Annotated in this window: 18 protein-coding genes; 12 read left to right on the forward strand and 6 right to left on the reverse strand. The window is 72.4% G+C overall.

Annotated features, from left to right (window positions below; all coding sequences use genetic code 11):
• The first annotated feature begins 159 nt into the window (after positions 1-159).
• The 4 genes from I5Q34_RS22045 (at position 160) to I5Q34_RS22060 (ending at position 6681) form a co-directional block, all read left to right on the forward strand.
• Complete coding sequence (locus I5Q34_RS22045; protein ID WP_199894023.1) at positions 160-1509, forward strand: peptidase C39 family protein; 1350 nt, start codon at positions 160-162, stop codon at positions 1507-1509.
• A 120-nt stretch (positions 1510-1629) separates the two neighbouring features.
• The gene (locus tag I5Q34_RS22050) at positions 1630-3156 is read left to right on the forward strand and encodes an amino acid permease (protein WP_277965390.1); all 1527 of its coding nucleotides are present in this window, start codon (positions 1630-1632) and stop codon (positions 3154-3156) included.
• A 463-nt stretch (positions 3157-3619) separates the two neighbouring features.
• A complete protein-coding gene (locus tag I5Q34_RS22055; RefSeq protein ID WP_199894316.1) occupies positions 3620-4462 on the forward strand; it encodes an SAM-dependent methyltransferase in 843 nt (280 codons plus the stop codon).
• A gap of 80 nt (positions 4463-4542) precedes the next feature.
• The gene (locus I5Q34_RS22060; protein ID WP_199894317.1) at positions 4543-6681 is read left to right on the forward strand and encodes a bifunctional diguanylate cyclase/phosphodiesterase; all 2139 of its coding nucleotides are present in this window, start codon (positions 4543-4545) and stop codon (positions 6679-6681) included.
• A gap of 7 nt (positions 6682-6688) precedes the next feature.
• On the opposite strand, the gene I5Q34_RS22065 is transcribed toward I5Q34_RS22060, so the two are convergent.
• Positions 6689-7120, reverse strand: a complete 432-nt coding sequence (locus I5Q34_RS22065) for a DUF779 domain-containing protein (protein WP_199894024.1) — start codon at positions 7118-7120, stop codon at positions 6689-6691.
• 321 nt (positions 7121-7441) lie between these two features.
• Between I5Q34_RS22065 and I5Q34_RS22070 the strand changes: the two genes are divergently transcribed.
• From I5Q34_RS22070 to I5Q34_RS22080, 3 genes are read left to right on the forward strand one after another with little or no spacing between them, the layout of a single operon-like run.
• On the forward strand, positions 7442-8080 hold the full coding sequence (locus I5Q34_RS22070) for a DUF4956 domain-containing protein (RefSeq protein ID WP_199894025.1): 639 nt from the start codon (positions 7442-7444) through the stop codon (positions 8078-8080).
• A complete protein-coding gene (locus I5Q34_RS22075; protein ID WP_199894026.1) occupies positions 8077-8916 on the forward strand; it encodes a polyphosphate polymerase domain-containing protein in 840 nt (279 codons plus the stop codon). Before I5Q34_RS22070 ends, I5Q34_RS22075 begins: the two co-directional genes overlap by 4 nt.
• Positions 8917-8955: 39 nt before the next feature.
• Positions 8956-9804 (forward strand): class I SAM-dependent methyltransferase, encoded by an 849-nt coding sequence (locus tag I5Q34_RS22080; RefSeq protein WP_199894027.1) that lies wholly within the window; start codon positions 8956-8958, stop codon positions 9802-9804.
• Here the strand turns inward: I5Q34_RS22080 and I5Q34_RS22085 are convergent.
• The 4 genes from I5Q34_RS22085 to I5Q34_RS22100 form a co-directional block, all read right to left on the reverse strand.
• Positions 9799-10548 (reverse strand): class F sortase, encoded by a 750-nt coding sequence (locus I5Q34_RS22085; RefSeq protein ID WP_199894028.1) that lies wholly within the window; start codon positions 10546-10548, stop codon positions 9799-9801. The two genes, I5Q34_RS22080 and I5Q34_RS22085, sit on opposite strands and share 6 nt — an antisense overlap.
• Positions 10549-10567: 19 nt before the next feature.
• A complete protein-coding gene (locus tag I5Q34_RS22090) occupies positions 10568-11233 on the reverse strand; it encodes a hypothetical protein (protein WP_199894029.1) in 666 nt (221 codons plus the stop codon).
• 371 nt (positions 11234-11604) lie between these two features.
• Positions 11605-11988 carry a contact-dependent growth inhibition system immunity protein gene (locus tag I5Q34_RS22095; RefSeq protein WP_199894030.1) on the reverse strand — a complete coding sequence of 128 codons (384 nt, stop codon included), beginning with the start codon at positions 11986-11988 and terminating at the stop codon, positions 11605-11607.
• Complete coding sequence (locus I5Q34_RS22100; RefSeq protein ID WP_199894031.1) at positions 11985-12731, reverse strand: LysR substrate-binding domain-containing protein; 747 nt, start codon at positions 12729-12731, stop codon at positions 11985-11987. Before I5Q34_RS22100 ends, I5Q34_RS22095 begins: the two co-directional genes overlap by 4 nt.
• A 58-nt stretch (positions 12732-12789) precedes the next feature.
• On the opposite strand from I5Q34_RS22100, the gene I5Q34_RS22105 reads away from it, so the two are divergent.
• Complete coding sequence (locus tag I5Q34_RS22105) at positions 12790-13197, forward strand: DUF5997 family protein (protein ID WP_199894032.1); 408 nt, start codon at positions 12790-12792, stop codon at positions 13195-13197.
• Between the two features lie 204 nt (positions 13198-13401).
• On the opposite strand, the gene I5Q34_RS22110 is transcribed toward I5Q34_RS22105, so the two are convergent.
• Complete coding sequence (locus tag I5Q34_RS22110) at positions 13402-14337, reverse strand: oxidoreductase (protein WP_199894033.1); 936 nt, start codon at positions 14335-14337, stop codon at positions 13402-13404.
• Positions 14338-14417: 80 nt separating this feature from the next.
• On the opposite strand from I5Q34_RS22110, the gene I5Q34_RS22115 reads away from it, so the two are divergent.
• The 4 genes from I5Q34_RS22115 to I5Q34_RS22130 all read left to right on the forward strand — a co-directional run bounded on the left by I5Q34_RS22115 (position 14418) and on the right by I5Q34_RS22130 (position 17555).
• Complete coding sequence (locus I5Q34_RS22115; protein WP_199894034.1) at positions 14418-15029, forward strand: TetR family transcriptional regulator; 612 nt, start codon at positions 14418-14420, stop codon at positions 15027-15029.
• Between the two features lie 327 nt (positions 15030-15356).
• Positions 15357-16502 (forward strand): cytochrome P450, encoded by a 1146-nt coding sequence (locus I5Q34_RS22120; protein WP_277965391.1) that lies wholly within the window; start codon positions 15357-15359, stop codon positions 16500-16502.
• Complete coding sequence (locus tag I5Q34_RS22125) at positions 16499-16771, forward strand: ferredoxin (protein ID WP_199894036.1); 273 nt, start codon at positions 16499-16501, stop codon at positions 16769-16771. Before I5Q34_RS22120 ends, I5Q34_RS22125 begins: the two co-directional genes overlap by 4 nt.
• Positions 16772-16925: 154 nt before the next feature.
• Positions 16926-17555 carry a response regulator transcription factor gene (locus I5Q34_RS22130; protein WP_199894037.1) on the forward strand — a complete coding sequence of 210 codons (630 nt, stop codon included), beginning with the start codon at positions 16926-16928 and terminating at the stop codon, positions 17553-17555.
• Positions 17556-17572 lie beyond the last annotated feature (17 nt).

Here is a 17572-nt window from a genome sequence, read left to right on the forward strand (position 1 = left end):
TCCGCCCCTGGACCCCGAAGCGCCCTTCGGGCGCTGTCCTCAAACGCCGGACGGGCTGGATTCCGTGCCCGGGGCAACACCCTTCACAGTGCTGGCCCCCGCCCGTCCGTACCCGGGATAGTGGTGCTCCGTCCCTGCGGGAGATCGGGAGATCACGCCATGTCCAGCAGACGTACCGTCCTCACCGCCGCCCTCGCCGTCGCCGCGGCCGCCTCGTTGTCCGACGAGGCCGTCGGTCTCGCGGCGCCCGGGGGGCGGGTGCCCTCCGGGGTGATCGATTATCACGCCTGGGCCGCCCTCGCCGACTGGAAGGGCGGGCGGCACAACGGCACCCGGGCCCGCCCCGACCGTCGCCCGGGGCTCGCGATCGACCGCCCCGCCGGCACCCTGGAGTACGCCGACCCGCACGCCGGCGGCGCCAAGTCCCGCTGGGAGTACGCCACCTGGGTCTCGCCGACCCGTACCCTCGCCGCCCCCGCGACCGAGCTCGTCGTCTCCTGGAACGCCCGCACCCCGGCGGGCACCTGGATCCAGGCCGAGGCGCGGGCCGCCTACACCGACCGCGGCCACAGCCCCTGGTATGTGATGGGCCGCTGGACCTCGGGGGACGCGAAGGGCGACATCCGGCGCACGTCCGTGGACGGGCAGAAGGACGGGAAGAGCTCGGTGTCCACGGACACCCTCGCCGTCGAGCCCGGCGCGGGGGTCCGCATCGCCTCGTACACCCTGCGCCTGACGCTCTTCCGGCGGCCGGGTACCTCGCTCACGCCCGTGGTCTGGCGGCTGGGCGCGATGGGGTCCGACATCCCGGACCGCTTCACCGTGCCCGCCTCGCGGCCGGGGGAGGGGGCGGGGCACCGGCTGACCGTGCCGCGCTACTCGCAGGAGATCCACAAGGGGCAGTACCCGGAGTACGACAACGGCGGCGAGGCGTGGTGCAGTCCGACCTCCTCGCAGATGGTCGTCGAGCACTGGGGCCGCCGGCCCACCCCGGCGGACCTCGCCTGGGTGAACCCCGACTACGCCGACCCGCAGGTCTGCCACGCGGCCCGCATGACCTACGACTACCAGTACAAAGGGTGCGGCAACTGGCCGTTCAACGCCGCCTACGCCGCCACCTACCAGGATCTCCAGGGCGTGGTGACCCGGCTGCGCTCCCTGAACGACGCCGAGCGGCTGATCCGGGCCGGCATCCCGGTGATCACCTCGCAGTCCTTCCTCGCCGCGGAGCTCGACGGCGCGGGCTACGGCACGGCCGGGCACCTGATGTGCGTCGTCGGCTTCACGCGCGCCGGGGACGTGGTCGCCAACGACCCGGCGGCGCCGTCGAACGACGCCGTCCAACGGGTCTACAAACGGCGGCAGTTCGAGAACATCTGGCTGCGGACCAAGCGGCACGACGCCCAGGGCAAGGTCAAGAGCGGTTCCGGGGGCGTGTGTTACCTCTACTTCCCGCTCTCCCTCTCGGCGGAGCAGCGCAAGGTGCTGCGGCAACTCGGGATCCAGTAGCGTCCGTCAGCGGCTGTCCGGCCCCGGACGGTGTACGGCCCGCGGTCGTGGGCATCGATCGATTGTCATGCCTCTGGCAAAATCCGGCGAGGGGCGGAACCGAGCGAGGGAGAGGTGCCCGTGCCCCACGACGCCCCGTCCGACGAGGAGCGCCTGGCCGAACTCGGCTACCGGCAGACCCTGGCCCGCAGTATGAGCGGGTTCGCGAACTTCGCCGTGTCGTTCACCATCGTCTCGGTCCTGTCCGGCTGCATGACGATGTACGGCTACGGGCTCACCACCGGCGGTCCGGTGATGATCTCCTGGGGGTGGGTCGGGGTCGGCCTGATGACCCTGTTCGTGGGGATGGCCATGGCTGAGGTCTGCTCCACCTATCCGACCAGCGGCGGGCTGTACTTCTGGGCGCACCGCATGGCGCCGGAGCGCAGCCGGGCGGCGTGGGCCTGGTTCACCGGCTGGTTCAACGTCCTCGGGCAGATCGGGGTGACCGCCGGGGTGGACTTCGGCGCGGCCTCGTTCCTCAACGCCTATCTGGACCTGCAGTTCGGCCTGGCGGCCACCCCCGGCCACACCATCGCCCTGTTCGGCGCCATCCTCCTGCTGCACGCGGTGCTGAACACCTTCGGCGTGCGGATCGTGGCCGTGCTCAACGGCGTCAGCGTGTGGTGGCACGTCGTCGGCGTGCTCGTCATCGCCGTCGCGCTGGCCGTCGTCCCCGACCGGCACCAGTCGGCGTCGTTCGTCTTCGGGCGGTTCGTCAACGAGACGGGCTGGGACTCGGGGGCGTACGTGGGGCTGCTCTCCCTGCTGATGGCCCAGTACACCTTCACCGGTTACGACGCCTCCGCGCACATGACCGAGGAGACCCGGGACGCCGCCGTCGCCGGGCCGCGCGGCATCGTCCGGTCCATCTGGACGTCGTGGATCGCGGGGTTCGTGCTGCTGCTCGCGGTGACGTTCGCCATCGGCAGCTATCCGGCCGCGCTGGCCTCGCCCACCGGGGTGCCGCCGGCCCAGATCCTGCTGGACGCGCTGGGGGCGGGGGCCGGCAAGGCGCTGCTGCTGGTGATCATCGGGGCGCAGCTGTTCTGCGGGATGGCGTCGGTCACCGCCAACTCCCGGATGATCTACGCCTTCTCGCGCGACGGCGCGCTGCCGTTCTCGCGTGTCTGGCGCCGGCTCGACCCCGGCACCCGCACACCGGCCAACGCGGTGTGGCTCGCGGCCGGGGGAGCGTTCGTGCTGGGCCTGCCGTACCTGATCAACACCACCGCGTACGCGGCCGTCACCAGCATCGCCACCATCGGACTGTCCATCGCGTATGTGATCCCCACCTTCCTGCGGCTGCGGCTGGGCGGGCGGTTCGAGCGCGGGCCCTGGCACTTGGGCCGCTGGTCGCGGCCGGTGGGGTGCGTGGCGGTCGGCTGGGTGGCCGTCATCACCGTGCTGTTCATGCTGCCGCAGGTGCGCCCCGTCACCCTGGAGACCTTCAACTACGCGCCCGTGGCGGTGGCCGTGGTGCTCGGCTCGGCGGGGCTGTGGTGGCTGGTCTCGGCCCGGCGGTGGTTCCTCGACCCCGGTCATCCGCGGAACGCGGCCGTGGACGCCGGGGCGGTGGACGTAATGTCCTCCGGGGAGACGCCGTAAACCTCACCCTCGCATCACAGGTAGCGACAGGGGCCGCATTCCCGGCGTCAGACGCCCGGGGCGGTCCCCGCCGCGCGTCCGCGCGCCCTCGTGAACCGGGACGCGCCCCTTGCGCAGGGGGCGGTGCTCCATGATCATTTGCTGTAGTCGGCAATGATGTGATCAATAATGCGAGACATGGTCCCGTTCCGTACGGGCCGGGCGGACGGAGGGGTGCGCGCCGACGCGGTGGCCGGCGCGCGAGCGCGAAGACGGAATCATCTGCTGCGGCAAACAGAGACGCATCTCACGCGAACGAGTGGTTTTGAACGACGCCGAACCGCAGACCTGCTGGAGTCGAAGAGGGAATGGCGGTCACATGCGGACCGCCTATTTCCGCTTGCTTCTACCATTCGAACGAACGATCAGTAGCCTCTGCTCAGACCCCTCTACACCCCCTGCGATGAGCTGGAGAGACAGAGTGATGGAGCGTCCCGGCTGGGCCCCCCAGGGCATCGACCTGTCCGTGCCGAGCGTGTCCCGCATCTACGACTACTACCTGGGCGGCTCGCACAACTTCGAGGTCGACCGCGAGGCCGGACGGCGCGTCATCCGGGCGTTCCCCGGCATTCCGAAGATCATGCAGGCCAACCGGGCGTTCATGCGCCGCGCCGTGCGGTACGCCGTCGGCCGGGGCGTGACGCAGTTCCTCGACATCGGCTCGGGCATCCCCACCTTCGGCAGCGTCCACGAGGTCGCCCAGGAGGCCGACCCCGCGAGCCGGGTGGTCTACGTCGACCACGACCCGGTCGCGGTCGCCCACAGCCGGGCGGTCCTGGCGGACAACGAACGGGCCGGCGTCCTCTCCGCGGACCTGCGCAAACCGGCCGAGATCCTGCGCAGCGGCGAGGTCTGCGGCCTCCTCGACCTGGACCGGCCCGTCGCCCTGCTCCTCGTCGCCGTCCTGCACTTCGTGGCGGACGAGGACGATCCCCGGGCGGTCGTGGCCGAGCTGCGCGACGCCCTCGCCCCCGGCAGCCTCCTCGTCCTCACCCACGCATCGACCGACGCCGGGCGGGCGAAACCCGGGGAAGGGGAGAAGGTGAAGAAGGTGCAGCACGTCTACCGCACCATCGGATCGCCGCTGTGCACCCGCGACCACCGCGAAGTGACGCGGTTCTTCGAGGGCTTCGCCATGGTCGAGCCGGGCCTGGTGCCCATGCCGCTGTGGCGGCCCGACCCGGGCGACGTTCCCGTGGACGGACCGGCCGCCCCCGTCCCGGTGGCGGGGTTCGCCGGGGTGGCCGGCGTGGGGCGCAAGCCGTGACGGGCGCGCGGCACGGCCGCACCCTGCGGGGCAGGGCGGAGCCGCTCCCGTTCGCCGTCCCGCCCGCCGACGACAGCGCGGTGCAGGAGGAGCGGCTGCGGCGGTTCGCGGCGCTGTGGAGCCGGGCGGTCCACCCCGCGACCTCGGCGCCGCTGAGCCGCACCGAGTTCGAGCAGTACCTGCTCCCGCTGGCCGGCCGGCTGCGCGACGCGCTGCACGCCCAGCCCTTCGACCCGGCGCCCGGCGCCGAGGTCGGCGCCGAGCTGGTGCGCGGCCACTGCACCGACCCCGAGGCCCTGCCGCTGATCCTCGGCGCCGTCGACGCCTACCTGGTGCTCTACTGCCCGCCGGACGGCGGGGCGCCCGCCGACGAGTACCGCGCCCGCTGCACCCGGCTCCAGCACTCCCTGGCCGCCGGCTTCGCCCGTGAGCTGCGCGAACGCACCCTCGCCGAGCAGGAGGCGATCTCCCGCGCCGCGCTGACCGCCCAGGCGGAGACCGAACAGGCCCTGCACACCAGCGAGGAGCGGTTCCGCGCCGTCTTCGAGGGCGCGGCCATCGGCGTGGGCATCGCGGACGTCGAGGGCAACATCACGGACGTCAATGACGCCCTCGTCCGGATGTTCGGCTCCCTGGACTCCCCGGTGGCCGGGCGCAACGTCGGCGAGCTGGTCCACCCCGACGACGCGCCCGAGGTCTGGGGCCTGTACGCCGAGCTGGTCCGCGGCGACCGCGACCACTACCGCGTCGAGAAGCCCTACTACCGCGGCGACGGCAGCGTGCTGTGGACCGACCTCACCGTCTCCCTGCTGCGCGACGCCGCCGGCCGCCCCCAGTACCAGCTGGCGATGATGGAGGACATCACCGAGCGCCGCCTGCTGCACGAGCGGCTGCGCCACCAGGCCACCCACGACGACCTCACCGGCCTGCCCAACCGCACCCTCTTCTTCGAGCGCCTCGGCAGCACCCTCGAACCCGGCAGCCCCCACGGCCACTTCGGCCTCTGCTACCTCGACCTCGACGGCTTCAAGGCCGTCAACGACAGCCTCGGCCACGCCGTCGGCGACCAGCTCCTCGTCGCCGTCGCCGAACGGCTGCGCCGCTGCGCCACCGCCCCGCACGAGCTCGTGGCGCGCCTGGGCGGCGACGAGTTCGTGGCGCTGACCAGCGGACCCGCCGCCCAGCGCGACGTCACCGCGCTCGCCCACCGGATGCTCACCGCCCTCACCGACCCCGTCCGCCTCGACGGGCGCGACCTGTCCGTGCGGGCCAGCATCGGCATCGTCGCCGGACGGGCCGGCGAGGCGGACGCCGCGGAGGTGCTGCGCAGCGCCGACATCACCATGTACCGGGCCAAGGCCGCGGGCGGCAACCGCTACGAGCTGGCCGACGCCGACTCCGACGCCCGCACCATCGCCCGCCACGACCTCACCAACTGCCTGCCCGGCGCCCTGGAGAACGGCGAGTTCTTCATCGAGTACCAGCCGCTGGTCCGCCTCTCCGACGGCACCGTGCGCGGCGCCGAGGCCCTCGTCCGCTGGCTGCACCCGGTCCACGGGGTGCTCGGCCCCGACCAGTTCATCCCGCTCGCCGAGAGCACGGGCCTGATCGTCCCCCTCGGCCGCTGGGTGCTGGAGGAGGCCGCCCGGCAGGCCCGCGCCTGGCGCAACGACGGCCGCTGCCGGGTGCCGCTGCGCGTCAACGTCAACCTCTCGCCCTCGCAGCTGCGGTACCCCGCGCTGGTCGCCGAGACCGTCGCCGTCCTCGACAACGCCGGCCTCGACCCGTCCGCGCTCTGCCTGGAGGTCACCGAGAGCGCGCTCATCGGGGCCGACGAGGAGCAGCTCCGCCCCCTGCGCCAACTCGCCGACCTGGGCGTGGACATCGCCCTCGACGACTTCGGCACCGGCTACTCCAACCTCGCCTACCTGCGCCGGCTGCCCGTCAGCACGCTCAAGCTCGATCGTTCCTTCACCCGCGGCATGCAGTGCGTGCCCGCCGACCCCGTCGACGTCAAGATCGTCGAGGGCATCGTCTCCCTGGCCCACACCCTGGACCTGTCCGTGACGGTGGAGGGCGTGGAGACCGGGACGCAGGCGGACCGGCTGCGGATACTGGGCTGCGAGACCGGACAGGGCTGGTACTACGCCCGCCCCGGCCCGCCCGAGCGGCTGCACGCGCTCTCGCTGGCCGACGCCGCGTCCTGCCCGCGGAACTGACGCGCCGTCACGCACCGGCCCCGTCCGGCCGCACGCCCGCGACGACCGGCCGCGCCTCCTCCTCGGTCAGCAGCCGGGAGCGGATCAGGAAGCGCAGCCCCTCGGGCGCCTCCAGGGAGAAGCCGCCGCCACGGCCCGGCACCACATCCACCGTGAGGTGGGTGTGGCGCCAGTAGGCGAACTGGTCCGCCGACATCCAGAAGCCGACCGGATCGTCCAGGCCCTCCACGGCCAGCTCCGCCAGGAGTACGTCCGAGCCGCCGGTGCGGAACTCGCCGCGCGGGAAGCACATCGGCGAACTGCCGTCGCAGCAGCCGCCGGACTGGTGGAACATCAGCGGCCCGTGCTCCTCGCCCAGCCGGCGGACCAGGCGGGCCGCCGCCGGGGTCAGCGCGACGCGGGACGGGGCGCCGCCGGGGCGCGCGTGCGCCGGATCCATGGGTGCCTCCTGTCTCCGGGTCCGCCGGGTCATGGGTCCCCTCCAGGCTGCCCGGACCGCGGGCCGGGCACCAGAGGGTCACCGGACGTCCAGCGGCGGGAACCGGACGCGGCGCGCCACGCGTCGTTCCCCGCGACCCATGCAGCACAGCCGCCGCTCTCCGCGCAAGGACGCCGAACGCGACGGGCTTCCACGGAATCCGGACACCTCCCCCACAACTCCGCCAAGAATCCGCAAGGTTCGCTCGAATGGTGTGGGCAGTTCACCCAATGTTTCCCTGGTGTCCGTGACAGCCGCGGACACCGAGGGAGGAATGACACCGTGGAATCCGTGCGACACCTCGCCGCCCACCTGGGGCTCGACCTGCTCGCGGTCGGTCTGCTGACCTTCGCGATCTACCACCCGCGCCACCGCCGGCGCGACCTGGTACCGGCCTATCTCGCCCTGAACGTGGCGCTGTTCGCCGTCGTCGCGGCGCTCGCGGAGGTGGGGACGGGCGGAACGGCGCTCGGGTTCGGCCTCTTCGGCGTCCTGTCCATCATCCGGCTCCGCTCCGACGCCGTGCAGCACGAGGAAGTCGCCTACTACTTCAGCACCTTGGTCCTGGGCCTGCTGTGCGGACTGCCGGACCTGAACCTCTGGCTCGCCGCCGCGCTCAGCGCCGTCCTGCTGGCCGTGGTCTACGTCGCCGACCACCCCCGGCTCTACCCGCGCTCGCGCCGCACGCTCGTCACGCTGGACGCCGTCCACGCCGACCCCGCGGCACTCCGCGCCGACCTCGCCCGGCGCCTCGGCGAACCGCTCAACTGGACGGTCATGGAGATCGATTACGTCCGTGACCTGATGGTCGTCGACGTCCGCTACCGTGAGTTCCCGCCCGGCGCCCTCCCCGGGCAGCCGGCCCCCGTCACCGACGCGCAGCGGCGCGGCACCGGCGCGCACACCTGGGAGACCGTATGAGCACCGTCGTCCCCGCCGCCGCCCACCCCCTCGCCCGCACCGTCGGCGACGCTCTCCCCATCACCCTCGACGAGGTCAACGAACGCGCCCAACTCCTCACCCGCTTCGACCGCAGCTACCTCGTCCCCGCCGCCGTCCTCACGGATCTCGTCGCCCGCCTCACCGACGGGCAAAGACCCGGCGGCCCCTTCCGCGCCCTGACCATCGACGGACGGCGCGCCTTCCACTACCACTCCGTCTACTACGACACCCCGCAGCTGCGCTCGTTCCACGAGCACCGGCAGGGCAGACGGCTGCGCTTCAAGATACGCGAGCGCGTCTACCGGGACAGCGGCGAGCGGCAGTTCGAGATCAAGCTCAAGGGCCGGCGCGGCGACACCGTCAAGCACCGCCGTCCCCTGACCGGCACCGACACCCCGCTCGACCCGCCGTACCGCGCCTACCTCGCCGCCACCCTGCGCGAGCGCTACGGCATCGACGCGCCCCGCGAGCTGGCCCCCTCCCTGAGCACGGACTACCTCCGGGCGACGCTGGTGGCCGACGGCGAGCGCGTCACCTGCGACGCCGGGCTGCTCTGCACCGACCTGCACACCGGCGCCGCCGCGCGCTGTGCCACCGGGCTCGTCCTCGTCGAGACCAAGAGCGCGGGTCATCTCACCGACGCCGACCGGGTGTTGCACGACCACGGGATACGGCCCGCCGTCTTCACCAAGTACTGCGGCGCCTTCGCGGCCCTGCGCCCCGCCCTGCCCGGCAACCGCTGGCGGCGCGCGGCGGCCCGCGCCTTCACGGCGGACGCCCGTGGGGCGACCTTCACGGCGGATGCCCATGGGTGACCTTCACGGCGGACGCTCATGGGTGATAGGAAGTCCCGCATGACGGCAGAGCACCCGACCGCCGAGGAGATGCTGCGGGCCAACGAGCGCAACTGGGACGCCCGTACACCCGTGCACGTCGCCAGCGCCTTCTACGGACTGGACGGCTCCCGGTCCGCCGACGACTGGTTCGCCCCCTTCGAATGGGCGGACCTCGGGGACGTGACCGGCCGCGACGTGCTGCACCTCCAGTGCCATCTGGGCACCGAGACCCAGGCGTTCGACGCCCGCGGCGCCGCGCGCACCGTCGGGCTCGACTTCTCCGCGGCCGCCGTCGCGGAGGCCCGCCTCCTCGCCGCCGCGCGCGGACGCGACGTGGAGTACGTCCACGCCGACGTACACCGGGCCGTCGAGGCGCTCGGCGGGCGGCAGTTCGACGTCGTCTACACCGGCAAGGGGGCGCTGTGCTACCTGCCGGACCTCACGGCGTGGGCCGGGACCGTCGCCCGGCTGCTGCGGCCCGGCGGCACGCTCTACCTGGTCGAGTTCCATCCGCTGCTCAACGCGCTGGGACCGGTGCCCGAGCCCGGCGCGGACGAACTGCTGCTGCGCCACGACTACCTGGAGGGCCGGGGCCCGCTCCGCGGCGACAACCCCCGGACGTACACGGACGGTCCGCCGCTCGCCTCCGACACCGCCTGCTACGAGTGGCGGCACGGGCTCGGCGAGGTCGTCACCGCCGTCGTGGCGGCCGGCCTGACCGTGGAGCTGCTGCGGGAGACGGACCTGCTGCCGTGGCCCCGTCTGGAGCGGATGGTCCGGGACGGGGCGAGCGGCTGGTGGCGGCTGCCGGAGCCGGAGCCGAAGGTGCCGCACATGTTCGCGCTGCGGGCCCGGCGCCCGTCATGACCCGTCGGTTTCCTCGGCGTTGCCCTCGTCGTCCGCCTCCTGCGTCTGCGCCGGGAGCGGCGCGGGCGGCTTCGCGGGCGGCTGGGTCCGGCCGGCGCCCGTGAGGTAGGCGGACACCACCACGTTGGCGGTGTACTCGTGCCGCTGCCGGTCGTACTCGCCGCCGCAGGTGACCAGGCGCAGTTCGGCCCGCTTGGTGTCCTTGGGGCCGTACGCGCGGTCGGCGTCGAAGTGCTCCTTGGGGACGACGGCCACGTCGCTGACCGTGAACTCGGCCGTGGTGCCGTCCGCGCGGCTCACCGTGACCTTCATCCCGGTCCGCACGGAGCTGAGTTCGTAGAAGACGGCGCGCGAGGTCTTGGTGTCCACGTGTCCCACCAGGACGGCGGCCCCGGAAGTGCCGGGCTCGGGTCCGTCCTTGTACCAGGCGACCACCTGCGGCTTGTTGTCCGCGGGGGGCTCGACCCCGCCCCGGGGGTCGAGGCCGTGTCCCTCGATCGGGGCCCGCAGGCCCAGGGCCCTGATGGCCAGGGCCTGGGGGCCCGCCCCCGGCAGCGGGGGGTGTGCCGGGGGCAGGCCGTGCGCGGGAGGGCGGCCGGAGGGCTTGACGTCACCGGTCAGCGGAGCCGTGGATATCGGCTCCTCGGCGATGCCGTGGCCCCATAGCCACAGGGCCAGCAGTAGTGCCAACCAGGCCGCCCCTGTCAGCAGGCGGCCGAAGCCACCTGTGCGCTTCTCTGACATGATTCCGGATCTCTTCCCGTCAGCGCTTGACCGTGTGGGCCGCGCGGCGACGGGACCAGATCAGACCACCGGCGATGCCCGCCGTGGCACCCGCGAGGATGAGCACGGGGGTGTCCACGAAGGACGACTCCTCGGCCGCCGCGACCTTCGCGGTGGCGCCGCCGCCGGCGTGCGACCAGCCGTGCGGACGGTCGTGGTGGCCGCGCCGGTCGTGGTCGCCGTGACCCCGGCCGTGGTCATGGTCCCGGCCATGGTCGTCGTGGTGACCGCGGTCGTGGTCGTGGTCGCGTCCGTGGTCGTCCCGACCGTGGTCGTCCCGACCGTGGTCGTCCCGACCGTGGTCGTCGCGGCCGTGGTCGTTGTCCCAGCCGTTGTCGTGGTCGCGTCCGTGGTCGTCCCGGCCATGGTCGTCCCGGCCGTGGTCGTCGTCACGACCGTCGTGGTCCCGGCCGTGGTCGTCGTCCCGGCCGTCGTGGTCGCGCCCGTGGTCGTCGCGGCCGTGATCGTCACGGTCGTGGCCGCCCCAGCCGTTGTCACGGCCGTTGTCCCGGCCGTGATCGTCATGGTCGTGCTTGGCGACCTGGCCGGGCGTGGACGGTGCCTCGAGGGCGAAGGCGACGGTCGGAGCCGCGCAGACGGCGACCGCCGTCAGAGTGCCGCAGAGAGCGGTACGGATTGACTTCATTGGGTGTACCTCCTTGATCCGAGGTTCACCCGGCACCCCGGGCGGAGCATCCGCAGGGTAGTCGTATTGCTCCATTCGGTAAGGAACATGGGCCGACCGAGTGGGCCGCGCCGTGGTTTTCGGCTGAAATCAGGGGATATGCGGCGTGGCGCGGGGTGTCAACGGGGCTCGGCGCGCCGTCCACCGGACGGAGGCGCGGCCGCTCGCGGCCTACGGCCGGGCGGCCGGGGCGACTTGACCCGCCCTCAGACGGCGTGCCGGGACGCGGACGGCGCGCAGGGACTCAGGCGGCGTGCCGGGACTCGGACAGCGTGAGCGTGCAGGGACTCAGACGGTGTGGCGGGACTCGGACAGCGTGAGCGTGCAGGGACTCAGACGGTGTGGCGGGAGAGGAACGCGTCGGCTTCCGCGCGCAGCCCGGGCGGCAGACCGCCGAGGCCGGTCACGACGGCCCGCAGCTCGCGGGCCGCTTCCGGCACCGCACGCCACGCGGCGGGATTCCTGGTCAGGACGGCCGAGAGCAGGTCACCGGGATACAGGTCGCCCTCGGCCAGTGGATCGGCGCGCAGCAGGCCGACGGCCACGGGCAGCAGATGCGGCAGGCCGATGTCCTGCCCGATGAGCAGCCGCAGGTCCTCGGGGTCCAGCGAGCCGACCGGGCGGCGGCGCAGGGCGTACGCGGCGGCGACGAGCCGGCCGGCACCGGCGGGCGGGTCGCCCCAGCGGTCGCCCTCGAGCTCCTCGAGGGAGCTCACCGGCGGCGGGTCCGGCCGCGCCCGTCGCCCTTGGGGCGGCCGGCCGACCCGGACCGCTTGCGCTGCTCCTTCGCCTTGGCCTTCTCCCTGGCCTTCGGCTTGGCCTTCGCCTTCGCCTCCGGCTGGGCGGGGCCGCGGCCGCGGGTGCTGTTGACGGTCCGGCCGCGGACGATCCCGATGAACTCCTCCACCAGGTCGGTGGTCTCCTCCTCCGGCCACGACAGGGCGACGCGCGACTGCGGGACGCCGGTGACCGGCCGGTAGGTGAGGTCCTTGCGGTGGTGCAGCCGGGCCAGCGACTGCGGCACGAAGAGCAGGCCCACGCCCGCGGCCACCAGCTCGATCGCGTCCGCCGTCGTGGCGGGGCGCTCGATCGCGGGCCGCCCCGGCGGCCGATCCCAGCCGAGGACGTCGTCGAGGGGGTGGAAGACGACCTCGTCGGCCAGCTCCTCGACGGCCACCTCGTCCACCGCCGCCACGACGTGGTCCTTGGGGACCACGACCACGGTCGTCTCGGTGTAGAGGGGGATGGCGCTGAGGTCCGTGCGGTCCATCGGCAGCCGTACGAGCCCGGCGTCGGCCTCGCCGCGCCGCAGCAGGCCGGGGGCGTCGGCGGCGGAGACCTGGACCAGCTCCAGCGGGACGTCGGGCAGCCGCTGCCGCCAGATCCGCACCCACTTGGCGGGGGTCGCGCCCGGGACGTACCCGAGCCGGAACGAGAGGGGTGCTTCCGAGCCTGTCACCTGGCCAGATTACCGGGCGTGGTCGGGGTCGGCCCACGCGCCCGATACCCTGGACCCCATGAAGTCGCACCAGAGCACCCAGACCATGAAGCCCGCGACCGCGGCGAAGAAGCTGGGTGTGTACCTCGAGGCCACCCCCGCGGAGTTCCAGGAGGGTGCCGTCTCGCGCGACGAGCTCAACGCGCTGCAGGCCGACCCGCCGGAGTGGCTCCGCGAGCTCCGCCGCAACGGCCCGCACCCCCGCCCGGTGGTCGCCGCCAGGCTCGGCGTCTCCATCTCGGGCCTCGCCCGCGGCGGCGTCACCGAGGCGCTCACCACCGAGCAGATCGAGGCCCTGAAGCAGGAGAACCCCGACTGGCTCCAGAAGGAGCGCGCCACCCAGGCCGACGTCCGCAAGGAGACGGCCCGCGTCAAGGCGAAGAACGAGGCGAAGGCCGCGGAGCGCGCGGACGAGCAGCGCCGCTGAGACGAGCAGCGCCGCTGAACGGACGCCCGGCCGAGCCGGGCGCGGAAGGCCGGGCGGGATTCCCGTTCCCGGCCTTTCGGTCGTGTTCCCGGCTTTTCCCGTGTTCCCGGCTTTTCGGTCGTGTCCGCAGGCCGCCTCGGGGGCGGCGGCCCGCGGACACGAGGGGCAGGAGGGGTGAGCGACCCTCCTGCCGGGGGAGAGAGGTCAGACGGAGGTCGGGAAGGCGTACCGCACGGCGGTCGCGCGTTCCGACAACTCCCACAGGCGGCGGGCCGTTTCGGGGTCGGAGGCCGTGCCGCCCAGCTCCACCCGGGTCGGGGCGCCCTTCAGTTCGCCCTTGCCGTCCGGGCCGATGAAGTGGCCGCTCTCCACGCCCGGGGCGGTCGCCGCGTACAACTGCGGCAGCGATCCCTCGGCCGGGGCCTGCGCCAGCGGGCTGAGGACGCGCCCGAACATCAGCTTCACCAGGCCGACCGTGCCGTTGAACTGCAGGTTGGTGGCGGTGAAGCCGGGGTGCGCGAGCACGCTGCGCACCGGGCTGCCGGCCTCGGCGAGCCGGCGGTGCAGCTCGTGGCCGAACACGGCGTTGGCGAGCTTGGACTGGTTGTAGTAGCCCATGGGCGAGTACTTGCGCGCGCCGTCGATGTCGTCGAAGAAGATGCGCGCCTTGCGGTGGTTGACCGAACTCACCGTGACGACACGGGAGTCGCGCCCGGCGGACAGCAGGTCGAGCAGCAGCCCGGTGAGGGCGAAGTGCCCGAGGTGGTTGGCGGCGAACTGCAGCTCGTGACCCTGGGCGCTCAGCGTGCGCGGGGGAGCCATCACGCCGGCGTTGTTGACCAGGACGTCCAGCCGCCGGTGGTTGGCGCGCAGCCCGTCGGCGAACGACCGGACCGAGTCGAGGTCCGCCAGGTCAACGCGGCGCACCTCCAGGCTCGCGCCCGGCTGCCCGGCGGTGATCTCCGCGACCGCCCGCCGGCCCTTCCGCTCGTCGCGCACCGCGAGGATCACGTGCCCGCCCCTGCCGGCGAGCGCCCGGGTCGTCGCCAGGCCGAGGCCGCTGTTGGCCCCGGTGACGAGGAACACCCGGCCGGTCTGGTCCGGGATCTGTGCGGCGGTCCAGCGCTGCTGTTGCGTCATACGGCACATGCTGCTGTCGCTGGCACCAAGTGTCAAGGTGCGTCTTGGTGTCACGTACGGCATGGCGTTACCATGGAGGGGTGAGCCCTCGCCCCGAAGTCAGCCTGGCCCAGCGCAAGCGTCAGCTCGTCTCGGACGAACTGACCGAGGCGGCGCTGCAGTTGCTGGCCTCGAAGGGATTCGACGCGGTCACCGTCGACGAGATCGTGACGACCGCGGGCGTGTCCAAGCGCACGTTCTTCCGGTACTTCGCGTCCAAGGAGGACGTCGTCGTCCAGTTCCTGGCCGACATGGGAGCCGGTATGCGCGCCGAGCTGGCGGGCCGCCCGGCGGGGGAGTCGCCCTCCGTCGCGCTGCGGCACGCCGTCTGGGCCTCGGTCAACGCCTGCGCCGGCCAGTCCGAAAGGGCGTTGCGCGTGGTGCAGTTGATCCTGCGCACGCCCGCCCTGCTGGCCCGTTTCCTGGAGCGCCAGGCGCAGTGGCGCGACGACCTGGCGGAGGAGCTGGCGCACCGCCTGGGCCGGGACGCCGACGCCGGCCTGTATCCGCAACTGGCCGCCGGAATGGCGCTGACCGCTTTCGACGTCGTGCTGCAGCGGTGGAGCGACAGCGACGGCGCCCAGGATCCCGCCGGGCTCACCGACCGGGCCTTCGCCGTCGTCGCCCCGGCGCTGGACGCCGTCGAACGGTAGCGGCCGCCGGCCCTGCGCGTTCCGCGCGCAATCCGCGACCGGTAAATCATTGCAAATCCGTTCTCGCCGTAGGTCATTGGCAGGTAAATTCCGACGGGGAAGTCCGGGTGCAGCCGGACGTCGGAATTCCGAATTGCACAGGCGTGAGCAGGCAGTTCGCCAAATTCTGTGAGCTGCGCCACGGTTGGAGCTGTCGTGCGGGCATGTGTTGTTACCTTGTGATCACTTTCCCACCGAGTTTCGCGAGGTGTTGATGTGGGTACCGCTGTTGCCTCAAACCTCCCGGCATTCCCGTTCATAGGCCCGGACTCCGATCCGTTCGTTCCCGTGGACGCGCCCGATCTGGCACGCCTCGACGGGCCCGTGTCCAAAGTGCGGCTTCCCTTCGGCGGCTGGGCCTGGCTGGTCACCCGGCACGCCGACGTACGGCAGCTGCTGCGGCATCCGGGCTTCAGCTCCGACCAGTACAAGCCCGGGTTCCCCGTCCTCAATCCGATTCCGCCGGAGCAGAAGGACGCCGCGGGCCTGTTCATCTTCATGGACGGCGAGGCGCACAGCCGGCTGCGCAAGATGCTGACCGCCGAATTCATGATCAAGAACATCCGGCGGCTCGAACCGCTCATCGAGCAGACCGTGGTGGACACGCTGGAGGAGATGCGCGCCGCCGGACCGGGCGTCGACCTGCTCTCCGCGTTCGCGCTGCCGGTCCCTTCGATGACCATCTGCCACCTGCTCGGCGTCCCTCTCTCCGACCAGGACTTCTTCCAGCTCCACAGCAGGGCGATCATGGACCGGAAGTCCGGGCCCGAGGAGATCGGGGCCGCCCTCGCCGCCCTGACCGGCTTCCTGGCCGAGCTGATCAAGGCCAAGCGCACCGCGCCCGGCGACGACCTGCTCAGCCGGCTGGTGGCCGAGCGCGTGGTGCCCGGCGAGCTGCGCGAGGACGAGCTCCTGAGCATGGCCATGCTGCTGCTCGTCGCCGGTCACGAGACCACCGCCAACATGATCGGCATGTCCGCCCTCGCCCTGCTGGAGCGCCCGGAACTCCTGGCCGCGCTGCGCGAGGACCCGGACCTGGCGCCCAACATGGTCGAGGAGCTGCTGCGTTACTCGACCGTCGTGCGGACGGGCCTGCCCCGGCTGGCGATGGAGGACGCCGAGATCGGCGGCCAGAAGATCCGCGCCGGCGAGGGCGTGGTCGCGATGCTGGCGATGGCCAACCGGGACGGCTCGGTCTTCAAGGACGCCGAGGAGTTCGACCCGAAGCGCCAGGAGGCGCACCGCCACATGGCGTTCGGCTTCGGCCTGCACCAATGCATCGGCCAGCCGCTGGCCCGGGCCGAACTGCGGATCGCCCTGGTCGAGCTCGCCCGCCGGTTCCCCACGCTGCGCTCCGAGCGGGCCCTGGTGGACGTCCCCACGCGTCCCTTGGCGGTGACGTTCGGCCTGGACGAACTGCCGGTGACCTGGTGAGCGCGCGGGTCAGGGTCCACCGGCCGCTCTGCGCGGGCTCGGGCAACTGCGTGATGGCCGCGCCGGAGGTCTTCGACCAGGACGACGCGGACGGCCTGGTGCTGGTGCGGGACGAGCAGCCGGCGGACGAACTGCTGGACTCGGTCGAGGTGGCCGTCCAGCTGTGCCCGGTGGGGGCGATCGCCCTCAAGCGGGAGAAGAAGCAGAAGGAACGGAACGGCGGTGGGAGCGGGAAGGAGCGTGCCCACACGGGCCCTTCCCCGACTTAAGTCCGGGGACGGCCGGGCATTTCCGTGAATATTTCGGACACGGACACCTGGCCCAAGGAAGGGGATTCCGGCGGCCGGACGGCGAAAGCCTTTCCCGCCCGCACAGGAATCCCGCACGAGAATTTCACGTTCAAAACGCACGGGGGAAAGCACATTGGACAGTGACGTTCACACACGAGTCGTTGTATGCGACCGGCACCCGTACGCGCGGCTGGGCATCAGAGGAGCGCTCAAACGGGATCCGGCGATTGCGGTGGTCGGTGAGGCGGGCAACATCGTCGAACTCGTCCCGGTCACGGAACTGCACGATCCGGACGTTGTCGTGCTGGAGGCACAGGCACAGCACCTGGACAAACTCTCCCACGTGGACGCCGCGGTGGTCGTGGTCGTCGCGGACGCGGAGGCCGCGGCGGACTGGATCCGCTTCACGCAGGCGAACGTCCGCGCCGTCGTCCACAGCGACGATCCCGAGGACGATCTGGTGAAGGCCGTCCGCCGGGCCTCGAACGGCGCCGGCTACGTCTCTCCCGGTCTCAGCAGCGAACTGATGCGGCTGGTCCGCACCACCGTGCCGCGGCCGCTGCGGCCCGTTCCCACCCATACCCCGCTGACCTCGCGCGAGGCCGAGGTGCTCCAACTGGTGCGCAGGGGGCTGGCCAACAAGGAGATCGCGCGGCGGCTGGGCCTCAGTGAGAAGACGGTCAAGTTCCACGTCTCCAACGTCCTCGCCAAGGCGCACATGGCGTCCCGGGCACAGCTGATCGCCTCGGCGGCGTCCGCCTGAGCGCTCCGCCGGCGGTC

The sequence above is a fragment of the Streptomyces sp. AV19 genome, assembly GCF_015999245.1.
GTDB lineage: Bacteria > Actinomycetota > Actinomycetes > Streptomycetales > Streptomycetaceae > Streptomyces.